This is a genomic window from Ectopseudomonas composti (assembly GCF_001567565.1).
GTDB classification, from domain to species: Bacteria; Pseudomonadota; Gammaproteobacteria; order Pseudomonadales; family Pseudomonadaceae; genus Aquipseudomonas; species Aquipseudomonas composti_A.
In genome coordinates this window covers 128,155-145,878 of sequence record NZ_LSSW01000006.1, presented here as the reverse complement: position 1 = coordinate 145,878, position 17,724 = coordinate 128,155, and the positions used below count along the sequence as shown (strand labels likewise).

Below are 17,724 nucleotides of genomic sequence, written 5' to 3'. Positions count from 1 at the left end.
CACGAGAGGTACGTCATGCTGCAAGTCCAACAGCTCCACCAGTACTACGGCGGCAGCCACATCCTGCGTGGCCTGTCGTTCGACGTGAAGGTCGGCGAAGTCACCTGCCTGCTCGGCCGCAACGGCGTGGGCAAGACCACCCTGCTCAAATGCCTGATGGGCCTGATCCCGGCCAAGGATGGCAGCGTGCAATGGGAGGGCAAGCCCATCACCGCCTTCAAACCGCACCAGCGCGTGCATGCCGGCATCGCCTACGTGCCGCAGGGCCGCGAGATCTTCGGCCGCCTCACGGTCGAGGAAAACCTGCTGATGGGCCTGTCACGCTTTCCCGGCAGCCAGGCCAAGACCGTGCCGGAATTCATCTACGAGCTGTTCCCGGTGCTGCGCGAGATGAAGCACCGGCGTGGCGGCGACCTCTCCGGCGGCCAGCAGCAACAGCTGGCCATCGGCCGCGCCCTGGCCAGCCAGCCGCGCCTGTTGATCCTCGACGAGCCCACCGAAGGCATCCAGCCCTCGGTGATCAAGGAGATCGGCGCGGTGATTCGCAAACTGGCCGAGCGTGGCGACATGGCCATCCTGCTGGTGGAACAGTTCTACGACTTCGCCGCCGAGCTGGCCGACCAGTACCTGGTGATGAGCCGTGGCGAGATCGTCCAGCAGGGCCGTGGCGAGAACATGGAAGCCGAGGGCGTGCGCGGGCTGGTGGCGATCTGACCAACACACCTTGTGGGAGGGGCTTCAGCCGCGACGGCTCCTATGCTCTATACGAAAAGTGCCTGCGCTCGGTGATGCTTCGTTAAAAACGGGTCGGCAGGCCGCTTGCGGCCAACGCGCTTCAGTGCGGCCCGAAGGGCGAACGAAGTGAGTAATGCTCATTTACAGCTCGCAGACTCGAGTGCGAGCCCAGTCCGTTCCTCACCCGTTTTTGTGGGGCCGCCATCGGTATCGCCTGACCTTCGCTCGCCGACTTTTCGTACAAACCCTAGCGCTCGCATGCATGGCAATTGCTGCGGGCAATCACGCACCGAATTGGTTCGGGGCACGCCTCTTGCTTGCCCACCCGGTCAAGTATCCTGCGGAACCCCTGCCCTGCCATGAATCTGCCTGCCGCCCTGTTCACGCCAAGCTGGCCTGCCGAGCTGGAGCTGGCCTACGCGCGCCACGGCGAACGCACCACGCCAGTGCAAAGACGCCACCTCGGCCCTCTTAGAGTGCAGAAGCACCTGTATGCCGAAGGCCCGCAAGTCTGCCAACACATCATCGTCCACCCGCCCGGCGGCATAGCCGGCGGCGACCGCCTGGATATTTCGGCGCATGCCGGTGAGGGCACCTGGGTACAACTCACCAGCCCCGGTGCGGCCAAGTGGTACCGTGCCGCCGGCGTGGCCCACCAGGATCTGCGCCTGAGCGTCGACGCCGGCGCCACCCTGGAGTGGCTGCCGCAGGAAACCATCATCTACGCCGGCGCCCAGGCCGAACTGCACACACAGATCGACCTGCATGGTGACGCCCGCCTGTTCTACTGGGACATCATCGCCCTTGGCCGCCCCGCTGCCGACGAGCGCTTCGACAGCGGCCACTTCCAGGCCGCGCTGGATATCCGCCGTGACGGCAAGCTGCTCTGGCATGAGCGTCAACGCGTTGCCGGTGATGACGGCCTGCTCGACTCGCCCATCGGCCTCGATGGCCAGCCGGTGTTCGCCACCCTGCTGGCCAGCGGCGAGCTGGACGGCGAACTGCTGGAGCGCTGCCGTGAGTTGAAGATCGAAGGCGTGCGCGGCGATCTCAGCCAACTGTCGGGCCTGCTGGTCGCGCGCTGCCTGGCCAGCGAAGCGCTCAAGGCCCGCGCCTGGCTGATCGCCCTCTGGCGCCTGCTGCGCCCGGCGCTGCTGGGCCGGGAAGCCGTGCCACCGCGCATCTGGAGCACATGACGGCGGATGTAAAAAGCGACACCCGCCCTACCACCACGACGTATTCGGCGATGCCAGGCATACGCCCCATTGGAGTGACAAGATGGATCTGAGTCCACGCGAGAAAGACAAGCTGCTGATCTTCACCGCCGGCCTGGTGGCCGAGCGCCGTCTGGCGCGCGGGGTCAAGCTGAACTACCCGGAGGCCATGGCCTATATCTCCGCCGCCCTGCTCGAAGGCGCCCGCGACGGCCAGACGGTGGCCGAGCTGATGCACTTCGGCACCACCCTTCTGGCCCGCGATCAGGTGATGGAGGGCGTGCCGGAGATGATCCCGGAGATCCAGATCGAAGCCACCTTCCCCGACGGCACCAAGCTGGTGACCGTCCACCAACCGATTGCCTGAACCATGCGCCATCTGATCACGGACGCCAGCGAAGCCGACCTGCCCGGCATCCTGGCCATCTACAACGACGCGGTGGAGTTCACCACGGCGATCTGGAACGAGACCCTGGTGGATCTCGCCAACCGCCGCGCCTGGCTGGCCGAACGCACGGCAGCCGGCTTCCCGGTGCTAGTCGCGCGTGACGTCGACGGCGAGGTGCTCGGCTACGCCAGCTATGGCACCTGGCGCAGCATCGAAGGCTTTCGCCACACCGTCGAGCATTCGGTCTACGTGCGCGCCGACCAACGCGGCCAGGGCCTGGGGCCGGTGCTGATGCAGGCGCTGATCGAGCGTGCCCGCGAAGCTGGCCTGCACGTCATGGTCGCCGCCATCGAGTCGGAAAACGCCGCCTCGATTCGCCTGCACCAGCGTGCAGGGTTCGTCACCACCGGACAGATGCCCCAGGTCGGGCGCAAGTTCGGCCGCTGGCTGGATCTGACCTTTATGCAACTGATCCTTGGCGCCACGGAGTGACACCATGGACATGACGCTGCAACGCCTCTCTGCCGAACAATTCGCCGCTTATCGTCCGGGCCTGATCGCCCTGCTACTCGATGCGGTCGGCCACGGCGCTTCGGTGGGCTTTCTCGCCGACCTCGATGCACAGGCAGCCGCTGAATATTTCGCCCAGGTGGAGGTGGCGCTGCACGATGGCTCGCTGCAGCTCTGGGTCGCGTGCGAGCACGGCCAGGTGCTGGGCAGCGTGCAACTGAGCCTGTGCCAGAAGCCCAACGGCCTGAACCGCGCGGAAATCCAGAAGTTACTGGTGCTGAGCAGCGCGCGGCGGCGTGGTATCGCGCGTCTGCTGATGCAAGCCGTCGAGCAGGAAGCCGTCGCCCTGAAACGAGGCTTGCTGTACCTCGATACCGAGGCTGGCAGCGCTGCAGAGCAACTCTATCGCCACCTGGGCTACAGCCACATTGGTGGCCTGCCTGATTACGCCTGCGGCCCGGACGGCATCTACCTAGCCAACGCCATCTACTACAAGACGCTCTCGAGGCCTTCCTAATGATTCCCGGTGAATACCAGATTGCTGACGGCGAGATCGAGCTCAATGCCGGCCGCCGTACCCTGACCCTTTCCGTGGCCAACAGCGGCGACCGGCCGATTCAGGTCGGCTCGCACTACCACTTCTTCGAGACCAACGACGCCCTGCTGTTCGACCGTGCCGCCGCGCGTGGCATGCGCCTGAATATCCCGGCGGGAACCGCCGTGCGCTTCGAGCCGGGGCAGAGCCGCGAGGTGGAACTGGTCGATCTGGCCGGCGCGCGCCGCGTGTTCGGCTTCGCCGGCCGGGTGATGGGCGACCTGGATTGAGGTGAGTCTTGTAGGAGTGGCTTTAGCCGCGATAACGGTTTCGCGGCTCAAGCCGCTCCTACAGAAGAACCACCACTCCTCATCCCCGACAGACAAACACGCGTCAGCCTTCGCGCCACAAAGGAAGCGAATATGAAAATTAGCAGACAAGCCTATGCCGACATGTTCGGCCCCACCGTCGGCGACAAGGTGCGCCTGGCCGATACCGACCTGTGGATAGAAGTGGAGAAGGATTTCACCACCTACGGTGAAGAAGTGAAGTTCGGTGGCGGCAAGGTCATCCGCGACGGCATGGGCCAGGGCCAGCTGTGCGCCGCCGATGTGGTCGACACCCTGATCACCAACGCGCTGATCATCGACCACTGGGGCATCGTCAAGGCTGACGTCGGCCTCAAGGACGGGCGCATCAAAGCCATCGGCAAGGCCGGCAACCCGGACATCCAGCCCGATGTGAGCATCGCCATCGGCGCCGGCACCGAAGTCATCGCTGGCGAAGGCATGATCCTCACCGCCGGCGGCATCGACACCCACATCCACTTCATCTGCCCGCAGCAGATCGAAGAGGCGCTGATGAGCGGCGTCACCACCATGATCGGTGGCGGCACCGGGCCGGCCACCGGCACCAACGCCACCACCTGCACCTCCGGGCCGTGGCACATGGCGCGCATGCTCCAGGCCGCCGACGCCTTCCCGATGAACCTGGGCTTTACCGGCAAGGGCAACGCCTCGCTGCCCGAGCCGCTGATCGAACAGGTCAAGGCAGGCGCCATCGGCCTCAAGTTGCACGAGGACTGGGGCACCACCCCGGCCGCCATCGACAACTGCCTGAGCGTGGCCGACCAGTACGACGTGCAGGTGGCGATCCATACCGACACGCTGAACGAGTCCGGCTTCGTCGAAACCACCCTCGGCGCGTTCAAGGGCCGCACCATCCACACTTACCACACCGAGGGCGCCGGTGGCGGCCACGCGCCAGACATCATCAAGGCCTGCGGTTACCCCAATGTGCTGCCGTCCTCGACCAACCCGACCCGACCATTCACCAAGAACACCATCGACGAACACCTGGACATGCTCATGGTCTGCCACCACCTCGACCCGAGCATCGCCGAGGACGTGGCCTTCGCAGAAAGCCGTATCCGCCGCGAGACCATCGCTGCCGAAGACATCCTGCATGACCTCGGCGCGTTCTCCATGATCAGCTCCGACAGCCAGGCCATGGGCCGTGTCGGCGAAGTGATCACCCGCACCTGGCAGACCGCTGACAAGATGAAGCAACAGCGCGGCCCGCTGCCCGAAGACGTGCCCGGCAACGACAACTTCCGCGCCAAGCGTTACATCGCCAAGTACACCATCAACCCGGCGATCACCCATGGCATCAGCCACGAAGTGGGTTCGATCGAAGTGGGCAAGTGGGCCGACCTGGTGCTGTGGCGCCCGGCGTTCTTCGGGGTCAAGCCGACGCTGATCCTCAAGGGCGGGGCCATCGCCGCCAGCCTGATGGGCGATGCCAACGCCTCGATCCCGACGCCGCAGCCAGTGCACTACAGGCCGATGTTCGCCAGTTACGGCGGCAGCCGCCACGCCACCAGCATCACCTTCATCAGCCAGGCCGCCTTCGACGCTGGCGTGCCCGAGCAGCTTGGCCTGAAGAAGCAGATCGGTGTGGTCAAGGGCTGTCGCGAGGTGCAGAAGACCGACCTGATCCACAACGGCTACCTGCCGGACATCGAGGTCGATGCGCAGAACTATCAGGTCAAGGCCGACGGTCAGTTGCTCTGGTGCGAACCGGCCGAAGTACTGCCGATGGCGCAGCGCTATTTTCTGTTCTGACGCAAGAGCCGGGCTTTGCGCCCGGCTCTTGTAGGTCTGTCAGGACGCCTGCTTCATCTCGTCGTAGGCGCTGAGATAGTCACCGGCCAGTTGCTCCTTCTCCTTGTCGCGCAAGAGCTTGCCGGCCATCTGGAAGAAGCTGTGCTCTTCCTCCTTGAGGTGATGCTCGACCTTTTCCGCCAGCGCCTTGGCCTGCACCAGCCAACTGGGGCTGCTGGGGTCGGTCGCCTCGAGGTCCTCGATCATCTCGTCCATCTGGTGATGCTCGGCAATCGCGTGGCGCGACAGGTCGACACCGGCGTCCTGCTGCATCAGAGGGACGTAGAAATGGCGCTCCTCGGCCACCGAATGCACGGCCAGCTCCTGCTTGAGCTGGGCGAACAAGGCGTGGCGCTCGGGAGTATCGCCCTGGGTCTCGACCAGCTTTTGCGCCAGTTCGCGCTGCATGTCGTGGCTGATACGTAGGGCTTCGAAAATGGTCATGCGGACATCTCCTCCTGAGTCACGGTCGTAGTAGCACTAGACCATCAACTCGGCGATAGGTGCCGCACCGCTTGCTCAACGCAGCTGGCTGTCCTTGCTGCCACGGCGGTTGTAACCACTGGCAGCCGACTGCTGCTTGTCCAGCTCACTCTGGCAGGCCACGCACAGACGCACACCGGGAATCGCCTGGCGCCGTGCCTCGGGAATCACCGCGTCGCACTCTTCGCAGTTGTGCAGGCTTTCACCTTTGGGCAGCTGGCTGCGGGCGCGGGCGATGGCGTCCTCGATGCTGCTGTCGATCTGTTCCTGCACTGCGCCGTCACTTGCCCAGCCACCGGCCATGTCCGCACTCTCCACTGATTGCCTGATCGGCTATCTATGGAGGATCAACACCGCCTTGGCAAGTCCCACTGGCGCAAACAGGCAGCATTGCGGCGCCTGTCGCCTTCCCGGAGCCAAGCCGAGCCAGACGGCACGGTCGGCATCCAGGCAGGCCTGGCAGCAAGCGCTACTCCTTGACCTCCATGAACTCCTGGGCCCACGCCATGTATTCACCGGGCATGGTGTACTTGTTGGTCAGTTCGGTGGCGTTGAGGTCGCACGGCTCGGCACCGCGCTGCTCGCGCAGGCAGTCGTAGGTGGCCTTGATCGCGGCGAAGTAGGCGGCGTGGCCGTTGACCACGATACGCACGCCGAGCTTGGCCAGACGAGGGTTATCGCGCAGCTCGGGGTTACCGTAGGTGACCAGCATCAGCGGCACCTTGAGACCCGCGGCGATCTGCTCCAGATGAGCGAAATCCTTCACCCCGACCAGGCAGATGCCATCGGCACCAGCAGCCTCGTAGGCGCGGGTACGGCGGATCACCTCATCCACGTCCAGCACGCCGGCGTGGGTGCGGGCGATGATCGCCAGATCCGGATCAACACGCGCCTCCAGTGCTGCGAGGATCTTGCCGACACCTTCCTCGATGCTGATCAGGTCAGTGGTCTTGCGCCCGAACTGGGCCGGCAGCAGGGTGTCTTCGATGGTCAGCGCGGCAACGCCGGCGCGTTCCAGCTCGACCACGGTGCGCATGACGTTGAGCGCATTGCCGTAGCCATGGTCGGCGTCGGCGATGACGGGCAAGCGCGCGACACGACCGATGCGCGCGGCCTGTTCGACGAATTCGCTGAGGGTGATCAGGGCGAAGTCCGGCGCACCGAGCACCTGGAGCGACGCGACGGAGCCGCCGAGGATACCGACCTCGAAATCGAGGTCGGCGGCGATGCGGGCGGACATGGGGTCGAAGACCGATGCAGTGTGATAACAGCGGTCGGAAGCCAGCAGGGCACGAAAGGCGCTGCGTAGCTCATGGTGGGATGCACGTTGCAGGATGGGCATGGGGCGTATTCCAAAGTCGGTTGAATCGCTTTTTTCTCTATTTTAGTAATGGCGTAGACGTGACGAATGCTAGCGCAAGGCACTTGCTGGCAGCTTTCAGACGGCTCGCCCTGGCCAATGACCAGCAATTTATCGGCCAGCCAGCTCCGCCGGCAGCGCTGGGAAGAACCCGCCGCCGGTCAGCAGGCCGTACGCCATCCAGACCGCGACGGCCAGATAGAACAGGCGCGGCCCCCAACTCGCCAGCATTTGCTGGCTCGCCGCCAGCTGCTGAGCCTGCAAGCGGGCGAAACGCAGCAGCGCCTCGCCAGGTCGACCGGTCGCCTCGCCGGTATTGAGCACGCCGATCAGCATGGCTTTGCCGGGAAAACTCAGCCCGTCGAAGGCGCGCACCAGCGATTGTCCGCCGGCCACTCGCGGCGCCAGGGTGGCGAAATCTCGCCGCAGCCGAGGACTGCTTATCGCGCTGCAGGCACTCGGCAGGGCGTCGAGCACCGGCATACCTGCTTCCAGCAACAGTCCCAGGCTGTCGCAGAAATCACGCATGTCAGCGCGTCGCTGCAGGCTGCCCAGCAACGGCAGGGCCAGCAGCAGATCGTCGAAGGCGCCAGGCTGGTCAGCTCGCCGCTGTTGCCAGCGGCGCCACAGCGCCCGCGCGCCCCACAACAGCGCAGACAGCCACAGCACCGGCAGCAGCACGGCTGCCAGATAGCCGACAGCACTGAGGCCTCCCGCCACCAGGGCAGGCAAGGGCTTGACCGCCAGCGCCAGCAGCAGCACACCGGCCGGTAGCAGCAGCCGAGACTTCAGCTCTGCTGCGTGGCGCGCCTGCTCGTCGTAGCGCTGCGCCAGTTGCTCGTAGATGTGCGCCAGCGCCCCGGCCTCCTGTGCGGCACGCACCAGTCCACTTTCCAGTGGCGTGAACACGCCACTCAACTGGCCGGAACTCGCCAGATCGCGCCCATTAGCCACCATCTGTCGCAGGCGCTTAACAGCGGCCTCGTGCCGTGCACCGAGATCCAGACTGACCAGTGCTCGGTCGATGGGTACTCCGGCTCGCTCCATGGCGCCAAGGTGAGCGAATACACTGGCACGAGTGCGCAGATCGAGAGAGGGGTTGCGACGCGGCATGATCGAACTCGGTGGATAACAGTGCTCAGGTTAACCAGTCGCCACCCGAGCCGCTACGGTTGCACGGGCGGCATGGGTGCGTGCGGTAGCCAGCGCCTGAGGATGGCCTCGAGGCTGCCGTCCTCGTGCATCTGCTGCAACGCGCGCTGCCAGCGCACCACACGCACCACCGAGGTCTGCGGGGAGAAGGCGATGTAGTAAGCCGAGCGCATGAACGGCACATGCGCCGTGACGTCCTGCGGTTTGAGATCGACAGCAGCCAACTCGCCAGCCAGGGTCAGGTCCTCGGTGGCGATCAGCTTCACCCGGCCATGCTTGAGCATGACCATCATCTGCCTCGAACTGGGCACCCCGTAGAGATTGGTGAAGCCCTTCGAGCTGAGGGTCTCGTAGGTGTACCACTGCTTGGGCAGTGCCAGTGGCCCGCTGGCAGCGGCCTGTTGCAGCGTGTCGATGACCAGGTCGCGGGACTTGAGCGAGTAGAAGCTGGTGGTGCCGACCACGATGGGCCCGACCCACTGGAATCGGTGTTCACGTTCGGCCGTGCGCACGGTGGAGAACAGCGCGATATCTTCCTCCTGTTGGGCCAGGTGCAGCGCCCGCGTCCAGGGCATCACCTCGATCTGCCCGTTGTCGCCGGTACGCGCCAGCAAGGCTCTGACCACCTCGACGGAAAGGCCGCTGGGTTCGCCATCGCGCGTGAAACTCATCGGCGGCGCATTCTCGGTGAGCAGACGCAGCTGCGCCTGCACCGGCGCAGATAACGCCAGCAGCAAGACACACAGCCATTGATTGACCCGCTTGCCCATCACCGTCTCTCCAGCTTGCAGCCTGGCCAGCTAAGGAGTGCCGTGCAGCGGCTTCAATCGCTACGCAGCAAATCGGCCAACATGCGCTCGTCGGCCATCGGAAACCACTGGCGGTAGAGCCTTTCCAGGCTACCGTCGCGGCGCATCTGCTCCAGCGCCTGCTGCCAACGCGCGACCAGAGCTGGGTCAGTCTTCAGGGAAAAAGCAATGTAGGAGTCGTTGGGCATCAGGTCGAACTGCTCCTGCAACTGCCCGGCATTCATGCCCTGCTCGGCAAGCATGCCGTCCAGGGTCAGGTTGTTGGCCAGCAGCAACTTGACCCGGCCATGGCGGAACATGCGCAGCATGTCCTGAGGCGTCGGCACGCCATACAGATTTTCCAGTCCCAGCTCGGCCAAGAACTCGTAGCTGTACCATTGCTTGGGAATCGCCAGGGTGCCAAGACGACGGACATCGTCGAGGCTGGTGACTCGCAGACCGGCATCCTTGAGCGTGTAGAAGCGCGTATAGCCCCGCGCGATCGGGCCGACCCACTGGAAATCGGCTTCGCGCCGCGCCGTGCGCACAGTGGAGAACAATGCCGTGTCGGGCTGGTTTCGAACCTGGTGATAGCCGCGCGTCCAGGGCACCAGTTCGATATGCGCCGGCTCTGCGGTGCGACGGATCAACTCTTCGACCACGGCCACGGCCAGGCCACTTGGCTTGCCGTTGTCCAGATAGCTGAACGGTCGGTAATCCTCGGTATACAGCCGCAGCTCGGCAGCAGCCATGTTGACGCAGAGACTACCGAGCAGTGCCAGCGCTACGGTCAGGGACTTCAAGTTCATTGCACGCCACCGTCAAGCGCGCGCCCTACAGCGAATTCAGGGCGCCCAGACCAAGAATAATAGACGCCGGCGTTGCCCATCACCAAGACTGCGGCGCAGCGGTCGTATCGCCCAGTTCCTTGGCGGTAATCACCCGAGGTTCGAGTAACAGTTGTAGGCGAGACATGGCACGCTCGCCACTCAGAGCCCGATGCACCAGGCGTACCGCATGATCGCCCATGGCCTGCGGCTGCTGCAGCAACAACGCGTGAATCTGTCCTTGGCGTACGGCATCGAACAGCAGGTCGCCACCATCGAAACCGACGAAGTCCACTGTCCCGACCTTGCCCAGCCGGCGCAACGCGCCCAGGGTCACTCGGGTACTGCTGCCATTGGGGCTGAACAGGCCGTCGAGCCTGGGCAACTGCTCACTCAGGGTCGTGGCGATGCGCTGGGGGTCGTCACCAAGGTAGGTATCGAACACCACCTGCAACCCGGAAGCTTGCGCCGCCAGGAGGAAACCGCGCTCGCGCTCATCGGTCGATTGCAGCCCTTGGCGCAAGCGCAATACCCCGACCCGAGCCCCCCGCCCGAGACGCTCGGCCATCTGCTGCCCGGCCAATTGGCCGGCAAGGAAGTTGTCGGTTGCCACCAGCGCGTAAGCGCCCTCACCCGCGACCCCGCGATCAACGTAAACGGTGGGAATACCTTCGGCGCGCAAGGCGGATATGCGCGTGTCGATGGCGTCGCCAGCCGGAGCGATGATCAGTGCCTTGCAACCGTGGGCGATTACACGGTCGATCAACTGTAGCTGCACCTCGACGCTGCCTTCCTGGCTCGGGCCGCGCGTATAGAGTTCCAGCTGCAGATCGTTGGCTGTGCGCCTGGCGCCCGCCTCCAGCTCACGCCAGAAGGCCGATGTGCCGGCCGGCACCAGGCCAACGCAGTCACTCGACCAGGCCGTCGCCGACCAAAGCGCTGCCGTACCCAGCAGCAAGCAAACGCAAGGGATGATTCTCGGCATGTTCGTCTCCCGACCTCTGCCATCACTTTAGCATCGCCCGGCCGGGTCGCGACGCCTGTCGGCAAGCTGTCGACTCATACTTTTTCACATTCAAAACCGACAGTCGGGCTAGCCCTGGCGAGCCGGGCAGGCGATCATCGGGCTTCCTGAGCAGACTCCAGCTACCATGACCGCCACTACTGACAGCCGCACCCCGACGCACAAACCCCGCCCACTGATCGACCTGGCCATCAGCATTCTGATTCCCTCGTTCATTCTGATGAAGCTCAGTGGCGAACACCGTCTCGGCGCCGACGGCGCACTGCTGCTGGCCCTGGCGTTCCCCCTGGGCTGGGGGGCGTTCGAGCTGATCAAGTACCGCAAATTCAACTTCATCGCCCTGCTCGGCCTGGTCAGCGTGGCCCTGACCGGAGGCATCGGCCTGCTGCATCTGGATACCCAGTGGCTGGCCGTGAAGGAAGCCGCCATCCCCGGGCTGATCGGCATCGCCGTGCTGGTTTCGACCCGCACCCGCTACCCGCTGATTCGCACGCTGCTGTTCAACAAGAGCGTGCTCAACGTCGACAAGATCCATGATCGCCTCGAGCAGGGCGGCCACGTCGAACACTTCGAAACGCGCCTGATGCGTGCCACCTACTGGCTCAGTGGCACCTTCTTCTTTTCCTCGTTCATGAACTACGTGCTGGCCAAGTGGATCGTGGTCAGCCCATCCGGCACCGAGGCCTTCAATGACGAACTCGGGCGCATGACCCTACTCAGTTATCCGATGATCGCCATTCCCTCGATGATCATGCTGATGACAATCTTCTACTACCTGTGGAAGACCATTCATGGCCTGACCGGGCTGAGCCTGGAAGAGATCATGGCCAACACCAGCCAGGAATCGCAGCGCTGACAAGCGCCGACCTCAGGGTCGGCCGCGCCGAACATGCTGGCTCTCTCCGCCTACCCGGCCCTGTTTCTCTCCGCCTTCGGCGCGGCGACGCTCTTGCCGTTGCAGTCCGAAGCGGTGCTGGTCGCCCTGCTGCTGGCAGGCCAGCACCCGCTCTGGGCATTGCTGCTGGTGGCCACGCTGGGCAACGTACTGGGCTCCTGGGTCAACTGGCTGCTAGGGCGTTCCCTCGAGCACTACCGGGAACGGCGCTGGTTTCCCGTCAGTCCGGCCCGCTTGCAACAGGCGCAGGTCTGGTACGCACGCTACGGTCGCTGGTCGTTGCTGCTGAGCTGGATGCCGCTGATTGGCGATCCCCTGACGCTGGTTGCCGGGGTGATGCGCGAGCGCCTGTGGATATTCCTGGTCATCGTCACCCTGGCCAAGGCCGGGCGCTACGCGGTGCTGGCGGCGCTGACCCTGGCCTGGATATGAACCGATCAGGACAATCGCTGACACAACTACTGAAGGGGCCCCGCATGCATGCCAGTTGAGTACTGGCGGCGGCTCCCTGATACTGCGCAGCGCGCCGCGCGGGCACGACCCGCTAGCGGCCATTGCCGAAGGCCGGATGGCCGATGAACAGCCGCCTCGGACGGAGGCATGCGGCCCCGCTACCTCGGGGCCTAGCGAGCGAGGATTAGCGGTGTCTGTCGTAGAAGCCAAACCCAAACTGAAGCGCAGCGACCTGATCTGGACGCTGATCGGACTCAGTGCCGTGGTGCTGTCTGGCTTCCTGCTCTACCGCGAGTTGCGCAACATTTCCCTGGAGGAAATCAAGGGCAGCCTCGACGCCATCACGCACATGAACTGGATGCTCGCCGCCGCAGCCACGCTCGGCGCGTACTGGGCACTGGCCTGGTATGACCGCATCGCCGTGGCTCACCTGGGCAAGCGCATTCCCTGGCGCTTCATCACCCTCTGTTCCTTTACCACCTACGCCCTGGCTCACAACATCGGCGCCTCGGTGTTCTCTGGCGCGTTGGTGCGTTACCGGGCCTATCGCAGCAAGGGGCTGACGCCACAGGAAATCGGCATTCTCATCGTCTTCTGCTCCTTTACCTTCGCCCTCGGCACCCTGCTCGCCAGCGGCTGTGTGCTGATCGCCCAACCCGATCTGATCCACCGCGTCGCCAACGTCACGCCCCTGGTCTCGATCGTCATCGGCAGCGTGTTGCTGTGCCTGGTGGGTCTCTACGTGCTGGGCTCCTGGCGCCAGTTCAAACCCTGGACCCTGGGCAAGCTGCACGTGGAGTATCCACGTCTGCCCATCGTCAGCCGCCAGTTGCTGGCCGGCCCACTGGAGCTTCTCTGCGCAGCGGCGATCATCTATTTCGCCTTGCCGGCCGACAATCATCCCGGCTACCTAGTGGTGCTCGGCGTGTTCCTCGCCTCCTTCTCGCTGGCGCTGCTGTCCCATGCGCCCGGTGGTCTGGGTGTACTGGAAGTGACCTTCCTCGCTGCGCTGCCGGAGATCCCGGCGGCCGATGTGCTGGCGGCGCTGATCGTGTTTCGCGTGTTCTATCTGCTGCTGCCGTTCGCCCTGTCGCTGCTGGTGGTGCTGGGCTTCGAATGGACGCAATGGAAGCAAAAGCGCAACGAGACCCCCGACCTGCCCTCCTGACGACTCGCCGCCACCGCGGCGCTGGCATAGAATACGCGGCCATTTTTTCCGGCTGTGCGCTCCATGTCCTTCTCCACTCCCGCCCGCGCCTGCGGCATTGACTTCGGCACCTCGAACTCCACCGTCGGCTGGCTGCGACCCGGCCAGGGCAGCCTGCTGCCCCTGGAAGACGGCAAGATCACTCTACCCTCGGTGATCTTCTTCAACACCGAGGAGCGTCGCCCGGTCTACGGCCGCCTGGCCCTGCACGAGTACCTGGAGGGTTATGAAGGGCGCCTGATGCGTTCGCTGAAAAGCCTGCTCGGCTCCAAGCTGCTGAAGAGCGAAACCACCGTGCTGGGCAGCGCCCTGCCGTTCAAGGACCTGCTCGGCTTTTTCATCGGTGAGCTGAAAAAGCGCGCCGAAGCTCAGGCCGAGCGCGCCTTCGAGGAAGTGGTGCTGGGCCGCCCGGTGTTCTTCGTCGACGACGACCCGAGCGCCGATCAGGAAGCGCAGAACACCCTGGTGGCCGTGGCGCACAAGCTCGGTTTCAAGGAGGTGTCGTTCCAGTACGAGCCCATCGCCGCAGCCTTCGACTACGAGTCGGGCCTGGATCGCGAGGAACTGGTGCTGATCGTCGACATCGGCGGCGGTACCTCGGACTTCTCCCTGGTGCGCCTGGCGCCTGAGCGTCACCACCTGGCCGAGCGCCAGGGCGATATCCTCGCCACCGGCGGCGTGCACATCGGCGGTACCGACTTCGACAAACAGCTCTCGCTGGCCGGGGTGATGCCGCTGTTCGGCTACGGCAGCCGGATGAAGAGCGACGCCTTCATGCCCACCAGCTACCACCTCAACCTGGCCACCTGGCACACCATCAATGCGCTGTATGCGCAGAAGACCCAGCTTGCGTTGCAGAACATGCGCTACGACATCGTCGACGCCACCGGCATCGACCGCCTGTTCGGCCTGATCGAACAGCGTGCCGGACACTGGCTGGCGATGCAGGTGGAAGACAGCAAGATCGCCCTCAGCGAACAGGACGCACGCCCCATCGACCTGTCGCGCGTCGAGCCGGGCCTGGTCGCCGAACTGACCCGCCCGCTGTTCGAGAACGCCATCGAGCCGCTGCTCGAACGCATCCGCGCCAGCCTCACGCAGTTGCTGGCCGACGCCGGCATCAAAGCCGATCAGGTCGATACCCTGTTCTTCACTGGCGGCTCCAGCGGCGTTCCGGCCCTGCGCCAGAGCGTGGCAGCCATGCTGCCCAACGCCCGCAGCGTAGAAGGCAACACCTTCGGCAGCATTGGCAGCGGCCTGGCCATCGAAGCCAAGAAACGCTACGGCTAAGTTTTTGTAGGAGCGGCTTCAGCCGCGATTCTGGCCCCCGCACAGGCCGCTCGCGGCTAAAGCCGCTCCTACACCAGAAGCCCGACCTGTTCTCCCGTGCATCGCACAACAGGCTCTGGGTTATGCTTGCCGCCCATCTGAATGACCGAGGAATAGCCTGATGAAAGCCCAGCTGGAAGAACTGATCGCCAAGATAAGCTCCGGCTGCCTGGCCGAGGACGAGGTCGCCCGCATCGCTGCTGAGGCCGCCCAAGCCTATGCCGATCCGGCCGCCTTCCTCGCCGCCAACCCGGACGTCAACTACGACGACGAATTCCCCATCCCGCTGGGCGAATGGGTGGTGGTCGGCAGCCTGCCGGACACCGTGCTGTTCCAGGCCGACAGCTACGAGGAACTGTTCCAGCGCATCACCGAATCCTTCGGCCCGCAGGTACAGTTCGTACTCAAGGCCAAGCAACTGGCCAAGACCGAGCCGCTCAAGGCCCTCAACCGCATCCAGGTGCAGCTCTCGGCGCTGTCGCCGGAAACCGGCGGCTATGTGCTGGTGGACTTCAGCGAACCGCTGGACGACGAGCTGCAAGCGGTGCTGGTGTACGCCAGCGACCTGCCGCGGGTGATGGAGCTGGCAGTGGAAGTGGGTATCTATGCCGCGCCCGCGCTGGAGGCCCTGCAGGCGGCGCAGGAGCAGGCGTGAGCCGCACGCGACTGCCAGCTCTGACGCCCGAACTGCAGGTCAGCGACCTGCCGGCCAGCCTGGCCTTCTATCAGAAGACTCTGGGCTTCAGCCTGCTGTACGAACGCCCCGAGGAAGGTTTTGCCGCCATCGCTCTGGGCGAGGCAGCCTTGATGCTGGAACAGCAGCATCAGCAGGCAGACGATCCCTGGACCGTGATGCCACTCGACCGCCCGCTCGGGCGCGGCATCAATCTGCAGATCAGCGTGGATGACCTCGAGCCGTTGTACCAGCGCCTGATGCAGTCAGGCCTGGCGCTGAGATTGCCGCTGGAAGAAGCTTCATATCGGGTCGGCACACGCGTACTCAGGGTGCGCCAGTTCATGTTGCAAGACCCGGACGGCTATCTGCTGCGCTTCAGCCAGCCCATCACCGCGTAGTGCCTGCATCCGCAGGCGAGCTTCACATGCCCAGCAGCATCATCCACAGCGGCAGCGTCACCGCCGAGAGCAATGTCGACAGGGAAATCGCTGCGCTGACGCTGCGGGTGTCTTCAGCACTGCGCGCGAAGGCCATCACGTTGACCCCGCTGGGGCAGGCAGCGAGCAGCACCAATACGCTGCGCGCGCTCTCGTTAAGCCCCGGCAACAAGCCGCTGAGACACCATACCAATGCAGGAAACAACACCAGCTTGGCCAGCCCCACGCCCCAGGCCTCTGCGGTAGGGCGCAGGCGGTAACGCGACAGGCTGGCGCCAAGCACGATCAACGCACAGGGCAGCGCAGCCTGGCCGAGCCAGGTGATCGCCCGCCACAGGCTTTCCGGCACCTGCAGCCCGGACAGATTGAGCAAGGCTCCCAGCCCCAGGCCGATGATCATCGGGTTGGCCAGATTCTTCAGCAACGCGCGACCGTCGACATGCTCCTGACTGCCGAAGGCGGCATAGAAACTGTGCAGGGAAAACAGCGTGAGGCTGTGGAAAACCAGGATGGCGAACACGTAGAGCAGGCCGTCGTTGCCCATCAGGCTGGCGATCAACGGGATGCCGACCAGCACGTTGTTGGAGAAGGCCGCCACCAATCCCAGCGGGGTCGCCGTGCCGCGGCGCCAGTGCGCAAGCGCATTGACCACGACGAATACCAGCAGCACCGGCAGGTAATAGGCCAGTAGCAGCATCGGCGACAGCCCTTCGGCCAACGATGCCTTGGCGATGCCGGCAAACAGCAGCGTCGGCATGAATAGCTTGAAGGTGATATTCGCCAGCCCGGCGGCCGACTCACTGGTGAGCCACTGACGCCAGCCGAGCAGGTAGCCGAGAACGATCAAAGCGAAGATCGGCAAAATTGCCTGTGCCGCGAGCATGACTGGAGCTGTCTCCGGGGAACGACTGAGGAGGACGGGTCGAGCACGACCCGTGAGGGCCGCCAAGCATACCCGTGCCGGGCAGCCGGCGCGACGCCTCGCGGCACATTCTCAAGCGCGCTGACGCCAACCCAGAAGCACCGAGATAGAGCCTCTCGATCAAGTATTGAAGGTATCGATGTTCACTATCAGGCCAGTCAAGTTCTTATCTGCGCTCATGTCCTCAAGAATTGACTCCGACGCCACTTATTACTCCCTACGGAGACATCGACATGAAAACCCAACTGACCCTCGCCGCCCTGGCCCTTAGTCTGATGACCACCAGCGTATTCGCCGCACCGAGCAGCGCGCCCTTCCCACTGGTCGGTGAAGCCAAGGACAGCCAGGTGCAACAGCAACCCGTCGCCCCGCTGGCCGAGAACGGCTCCGAGCGTACGCCTGGTGCTCAGCGCATTCATCTGGCCGAAGACGGCTCCGACCGCACCCCTGGCAGCCAGCGTATCCAACTGGCAGAAGACGGGGCTGAACGCACCCCCGGTGCTCAACGCATCCAGCTGGCTGAAGACGGTGCCGAGCGGACTCCCGGCAGCCAACGCATGCAGTTGGCGGAAGGCGGCTCCGATCGTTTGATCGAGCAGCGTGGGCACACGGCCTGAACGCGGTCGT

The 17,724-nt window shown here is 64.5% G+C and carries 22 protein-coding genes; 14 read left to right on the top strand and 8 right to left on the bottom strand.

Translation table 11 applies throughout. The features are described from left to right. The first annotated feature begins 15 nt into the window (after positions 1 to 15). From urtE to ureC, 7 genes are all read left to right on the top strand, one after another. Positions 16 to 714 (top strand): urea ABC transporter ATP-binding subunit UrtE, encoded by a 699-nt coding sequence (gene urtE / locus PCLY_RS01640; RefSeq protein ID WP_061237503.1) that lies wholly within the window; start codon positions 16 to 18, stop codon positions 712 to 714. A 380-nt stretch (positions 715 to 1,094) separates the two neighbouring features. Continuing rightward, positions 1,095 to 1,931 carry an urease accessory protein UreD gene (locus PCLY_RS01635; protein WP_061237502.1) on the top strand — a complete coding sequence of 279 codons (837 nt, stop codon included), beginning with the start codon at positions 1,095 to 1,097 and terminating at the stop codon, positions 1,929 to 1,931. Positions 1,932 to 2,013: 82 nt separating this feature from the next. After that, positions 2,014 to 2,316, top strand: a complete 303-nt coding sequence (gene ureA / locus PCLY_RS01630; protein WP_004425162.1) for an urease subunit gamma — start codon at positions 2,014 to 2,016, stop codon at positions 2,314 to 2,316. A 3-nt stretch (positions 2,317 to 2,319) separates the two neighbouring features. Further along, entirely contained in the window at positions 2,320 to 2,829 is a 510-nt protein-coding gene (locus PCLY_RS01625) for a GNAT family N-acetyltransferase (RefSeq protein ID WP_061237501.1), read from the top strand. 4 nt (positions 2,830 to 2,833) lie between these two features. Then, the gene (locus PCLY_RS01620; RefSeq protein WP_061237500.1) at positions 2,834 to 3,364 is read left to right on the top strand and encodes a GNAT family N-acetyltransferase; all 531 of its coding nucleotides are present in this window, start codon (positions 2,834 to 2,836) and stop codon (positions 3,362 to 3,364) included. After that, positions 3,364 to 3,672 (top strand): urease subunit beta, encoded by a 309-nt coding sequence (locus PCLY_RS01615; protein ID WP_061237499.1) that lies wholly within the window; start codon positions 3,364 to 3,366, stop codon positions 3,670 to 3,672. Before PCLY_RS01620 ends, PCLY_RS01615 begins: the two co-directional genes overlap by 1 nt. 132 nt (positions 3,673 to 3,804) lie before the next feature. After that, positions 3,805 to 5,505, top strand: a complete 1,701-nt coding sequence (ureC, locus tag PCLY_RS01610) for an urease subunit alpha (RefSeq protein WP_061237498.1) — start codon at positions 3,805 to 3,807, stop codon at positions 5,503 to 5,505. A gap of 39 nt (positions 5,506 to 5,544) precedes the next feature. Here the strand turns inward: ureC and PCLY_RS01605 are convergent, their stop codons facing one another. The 7 genes from PCLY_RS01605 to PCLY_RS01575 form a co-directional block, all read right to left on the bottom strand. Beyond that, positions 5,545 to 5,988: a hemerythrin domain-containing protein gene (locus PCLY_RS01605; protein WP_061237497.1), complete on the bottom strand. Its 444-nt coding sequence runs from the start codon at positions 5,986 to 5,988 to the stop codon at positions 5,545 to 5,547. A gap of 75 nt (positions 5,989 to 6,063) precedes the next feature. Beyond that, the gene (locus tag PCLY_RS01600; protein ID WP_061237496.1) at positions 6,064 to 6,330 is read right to left on the bottom strand and encodes a DksA/TraR family C4-type zinc finger protein; all 267 of its coding nucleotides are present in this window, start codon (positions 6,328 to 6,330) and stop codon (positions 6,064 to 6,066) included. 166 nt (positions 6,331 to 6,496) lie between these two features. Continuing rightward, the gene (locus tag PCLY_RS01595; protein ID WP_156458545.1) at positions 6,497 to 7,360 is read right to left on the bottom strand and encodes an isocitrate lyase/PEP mutase family protein; all 864 of its coding nucleotides are present in this window, start codon (positions 7,358 to 7,360) and stop codon (positions 6,497 to 6,499) included. A 138-nt stretch (positions 7,361 to 7,498) separates the two neighbouring features. Beyond that, positions 7,499 to 8,500, bottom strand: a complete 1,002-nt coding sequence (locus PCLY_RS01590) for a type II secretion system F family protein (protein ID WP_061237494.1) — start codon at positions 8,498 to 8,500, stop codon at positions 7,499 to 7,501. Between the two features lie 53 nt (positions 8,501 to 8,553). After that, a complete protein-coding gene (locus tag PCLY_RS01585; protein ID WP_061237493.1) occupies positions 8,554 to 9,309 on the bottom strand; it encodes a substrate-binding periplasmic protein in 756 nt (251 codons plus the stop codon). Positions 9,310 to 9,362: 53 nt separating this feature from the next. Beyond that, complete coding sequence (locus PCLY_RS01580) at positions 9,363 to 10,136, bottom strand: substrate-binding periplasmic protein (protein ID WP_061237492.1); 774 nt, start codon at positions 10,134 to 10,136, stop codon at positions 9,363 to 9,365. 79 nt (positions 10,137 to 10,215) lie between these two features. Next, positions 10,216 to 11,139 carry a substrate-binding domain-containing protein gene (locus PCLY_RS01575; RefSeq protein ID WP_061237491.1) on the bottom strand — a complete coding sequence of 308 codons (924 nt, stop codon included), beginning with the start codon at positions 11,137 to 11,139 and terminating at the stop codon, positions 10,216 to 10,218. Positions 11,140 to 11,305: 166 nt separating this feature from the next. Here PCLY_RS01575 and PCLY_RS01570 point away from each other — a divergent pair, with 166 nt between their 5' ends. The 6 genes from PCLY_RS01570 (at position 11,306) to PCLY_RS01545 (ending at position 16,136) form a co-directional block, all read left to right on the top strand. Beyond that, complete coding sequence (locus PCLY_RS01570) at positions 11,306 to 12,034, top strand: VC0807 family protein (RefSeq protein ID WP_061237490.1); 729 nt, start codon at positions 11,306 to 11,308, stop codon at positions 12,032 to 12,034. A 33-nt stretch (positions 12,035 to 12,067) separates the two neighbouring features. Continuing rightward, the gene (locus PCLY_RS01565; RefSeq protein ID WP_061237489.1) at positions 12,068 to 12,505 is read left to right on the top strand and encodes a YqaA family protein; all 438 of its coding nucleotides are present in this window, start codon (positions 12,068 to 12,070) and stop codon (positions 12,503 to 12,505) included. A 211-nt stretch (positions 12,506 to 12,716) separates the two neighbouring features. Then, on the top strand, positions 12,717 to 13,694 hold the full coding sequence (locus PCLY_RS01560; protein WP_061237488.1) for a lysylphosphatidylglycerol synthase transmembrane domain-containing protein: 978 nt from the start codon (positions 12,717 to 12,719) through the stop codon (positions 13,692 to 13,694). A gap of 63 nt (positions 13,695 to 13,757) precedes the next feature. Beyond that, positions 13,758 to 15,023, top strand: a complete 1,266-nt coding sequence (locus PCLY_RS01555; protein WP_061237487.1) for an Hsp70 family protein — start codon at positions 13,758 to 13,760, stop codon at positions 15,021 to 15,023. A gap of 160 nt (positions 15,024 to 15,183) precedes the next feature. Continuing rightward, positions 15,184 to 15,717, top strand: coding sequence for a hypothetical protein (locus PCLY_RS01550; protein WP_061237486.1), 534 nt, complete (start codon positions 15,184 to 15,186; stop codon positions 15,715 to 15,717). Next, positions 15,714 to 16,136 carry a bleomycin resistance protein gene (locus PCLY_RS01545; RefSeq protein WP_197432120.1) on the top strand — a complete coding sequence of 141 codons (423 nt, stop codon included), beginning with the start codon at positions 15,714 to 15,716 and terminating at the stop codon, positions 16,134 to 16,136. The genes PCLY_RS01550 and PCLY_RS01545 overlap by 4 nt, the downstream gene beginning before the upstream one ends. Positions 16,137 to 16,158: 22 nt before the next feature. Here PCLY_RS01545 and PCLY_RS01540 read toward each other — a convergent pair whose 3' ends face one another. Then, entirely contained in the window at positions 16,159 to 17,058 is a 900-nt protein-coding gene (locus PCLY_RS01540; protein ID WP_061237485.1) for an AEC family transporter, read from the bottom strand. Between the two features lie 272 nt (positions 17,059 to 17,330). Between PCLY_RS01540 and PCLY_RS01535 the strand changes: the two genes are divergently transcribed. After that, a complete protein-coding gene (locus PCLY_RS01535; protein WP_061237484.1) occupies positions 17,331 to 17,714 on the top strand; it encodes a hypothetical protein in 384 nt (127 codons plus the stop codon). The last annotated feature ends 10 nt before the right edge of the window (positions 17,715 to 17,724 follow it).